This is a genomic window from Metasolibacillus meyeri, assembly GCF_003049505.1.
Taxonomy (GTDB): Bacteria; Bacillota; Bacilli; order Bacillales_A; family Planococcaceae; genus Metasolibacillus; species Metasolibacillus meyeri.
In genome coordinates this window covers 1-2885 of record NZ_PYWN01000260.1, presented here as the reverse complement: position 1 = coordinate 2885, position 2885 = coordinate 1, and the positions used below count along the sequence as shown (strand labels likewise).

At 33.9% G+C, this 2885-nt stretch carries 3 protein-coding genes; all 3 read left to right on the top strand.

Annotated elements, in window-relative coordinates; all coding sequences use genetic code 11:
* Positions 1–273: 273 nt before the first annotated feature.
* The 3 genes from C9J34_RS21505 to C9J34_RS21495 all read left to right on the top strand — a co-directional run bounded on the left by C9J34_RS21505 (position 274) and on the right by C9J34_RS21495 (position 2642).
* The gene (locus C9J34_RS21505; protein WP_107842197.1) at positions 274–711 is read left to right on the top strand and encodes a LytTR family DNA-binding domain-containing protein; all 438 of its coding nucleotides are present in this window, start codon (positions 274–276) and stop codon (positions 709–711) included.
* A gap of 16 nt (positions 712–727) precedes the next feature.
* Positions 728–1162: a DUF3021 family protein gene (locus tag C9J34_RS21500; RefSeq protein ID WP_107842196.1), complete on the top strand. Its 435-nt coding sequence runs from the start codon at positions 728–730 to the stop codon at positions 1160–1162.
* Between the two features lie 181 nt (positions 1163–1343).
* Positions 1344–2642 carry an alpha/beta hydrolase family protein gene (locus C9J34_RS21495; RefSeq protein ID WP_107842195.1) on the top strand — a complete coding sequence of 433 codons (1299 nt, stop codon included), beginning with the start codon at positions 1344–1346 and terminating at the stop codon, positions 2640–2642.
* The last annotated feature ends 243 nt before the right edge of the window (positions 2643–2885 follow it).

Here is a 2885-nt window from a genome sequence, read left to right as displayed (position 1 = left end):
AAGTGAACCTTCAATCAGTGGGGGTTTTCCTCATCCCCCACTGATTGGTAGTTTTACCAATCGGGTTTTTACAGCCTGTTAATACGGGATAAATCGGCTGCTCCTTTTAAAAATCTAACTTACTTATGATAAGGTTTTATTAAAATGAAAAAAAGATGAGATTTGAATGTGTTATAATGGTCTGGTCTGAAGGTTGTTATTTCCAAATCCGATGGTGCTAGTAGAATCACGGACATCTAACCTGAAATAGTTTGAATTTTAGTGGGTGATCATTTGAAAATTTCAATACAAGAAATAAGTAGAGAACTGGAAGAAGAAATCCTTATTAGGTGTCATGAGGTAGATGAAGAAATACATGAAATCGTAAGTAAACTAAAAACTGAAACCTTCATAATACTGGGGTATCAAAATGATAAAGTTTATCGTATTAATCTTAGAGATATTTATTATTTTGAGGCAGTTGATGGAAAGGTTTTTCTTTACTGCAAGGACAACGTTTTTGAGGTAAAACATAAGCTTTATGAGTTAGAGGAAATATGCAAAGAAAAGGACTGTTTTCGTGCCACGAAATCAACCATTCTAAACATAGCTAAAATTTCGTCCGTTCACCCTTCCTTTAGTGGCCGATTCGAGGCAATACTTGATAATGGGGAACGTGCTGTTATATCAAGGCAGTATGTGCCTGTCCTAAAAAAATTGCTTGGATTGTAAAAGGTGGGATACATATATGAAACTTTCCGAATTTGTAAAAAACATCATTAGGGATTTCTTGATTATCTTCGCATCTATAATTATTATTATTACTATTTTAAGACAAATATATTATCCCGACATGGCCTTTGATTTAAAGTCAATTTATATCATTATTGCATTTTCATTCTTAAGTGCACTAACGGGATTTATTTTATATTCTTCTAATGAAATAAGTGAGAAGAAAATGCGGATAAAAATTGCTATTCATTTTTTCACTTTGGAGATTCTCTTGATTACCCTTGGCAGCATTTTTGATATTGTGAAAAGTGGATCAGATGTAATTATTCTTGCACTGCAAATTGCTGTTATCTATATTATAGTTCGTCTGTTGTCATGGAAAAATGATATAAAAGACGCCCAAAAAATTAACGAAAAACTAAAAGCATTTAAGAAAAATGATAATGAGTAGTCAGAATATCATTATGCCATTTTTTCTGCAACAGATTATTTTACGGTAAACTTTATAGTTTACCGCTTTTTTTGCATCTTATTTGCCTGTAGAAGCAACTTACCGTTTTTCTATATACTTCTTTTCGGCTACTTATTATGATGAGTTAATAAAAATCGATTGGAAAAAAGGAGTAATAAAAATGGGAACTTTATTATTAATTATCACTTTGATTTTCGAAATTGTTTCTGCAGTTTACTGTATGGTAACAAAGCAAAACCATAGAAAAATAAAGAATTATATTAGGATTGCTGCATTTATTGCATTTGTAGTACTCGTACTTTCCTCTGTGATTGTGTGGAGTTTATGCTGGGTAATGTTTGGTATAATGCTTCTCCTATTAGCGGTAAAGGCGACAGTTTCTCTTATCCGTAACAAGGAAAACAAAAAATATAAAACTTCTAAAATTGTGTGGAAATCCATTGTAATGGTCGTTGTAACAGTATTTGCACTTGCACCTGCGATTGTTTTTCCGCAGCATAAAACACCAAAAGTAACTGGTGAATATAAAGTTGCAACCGCTACTTACACATATACGGATAAAAATCGTATGGAAGAATTTACGGATAAGGAGCAGCACAGATTTGTGAATGTAGAGTTTTGGTATCCGAAAAACGGCAATGGTACCTACCCACTTTTGGTGTTCTCACATGGGGCATATGGCATAAAGGATAGCAATAGCTCTACCTATACTGAACTTGCAAGCCACGGTTATGTAGTCGTTTCCATCGATCACCCTTATCATTCCTTCTTTACTCGTTCAGAGGATGGAACAGTAACTATGATTAATTCAGATTTTAGCCATGAAGTCAAAAATATGAATAAAGGCGCTTACTCGAATGAGGAACTGTACAATATCATTCAAAAATGGATGAAACTGCGAACAGACGATATGAATTTTGTCATTGATACAATACTTGAAAAATCTAAAAATCACAATAATTCTCTTTATCAACATATCAATACAGAGAAAATTGGTGTGTTCGGTCACTCAATGGGTGGTGCCGCAAGTGTATGGCTAAGCAGAGAGCGCAATGATATAAGTGCAGTAGTAAATATCGATGCCCCTTTCTATAGTGAACTTGTTTATAACAAAACAGATGATAATTTTGTGGCAAGCAACAAAACCTACACAACCCCACTTTTTAATATTTATTCGGACGATGTTTGGAGACAACTAGATAGTACGCCCATTTATGTAGCGAACAAACTCAACAATAAACAATTCGAAGGAGCATATACTACTCATTTTAAAGGGGCAAAACATTTAAGCTTGACCGATTTACAGCTTTTCTCTCCGATAATTGCAAATACGCTACACGGTGGAAAAGCCAACATCGATCCATATTACTGTATTGAAATGGAAAATGAATTAATTCTTAAATTTTTTGACTATGAATTAAAAGGCATTGGTCATTTCAATCCTAAGAAGACATATTGATTTTGTATCTAAATAGACATAGGTTTGTACAAAACCTTTGCCATAACTGGCTACACAAAGGGGGTGTCTAAAAAGGTAGCACCTTTTTAGACACCCGCCTATTTTGAGCTTAATTAAGCGAATCGGTTGTCTTGTGGGCGAAAATAATTGTCTTACGGGCGAATCGTTACTTTTGACCTGTAAATTTCGAAAACATTCGCTTCATCGCCTTTTCTTTCAATGAATAAATCAGCTGGATTTTTC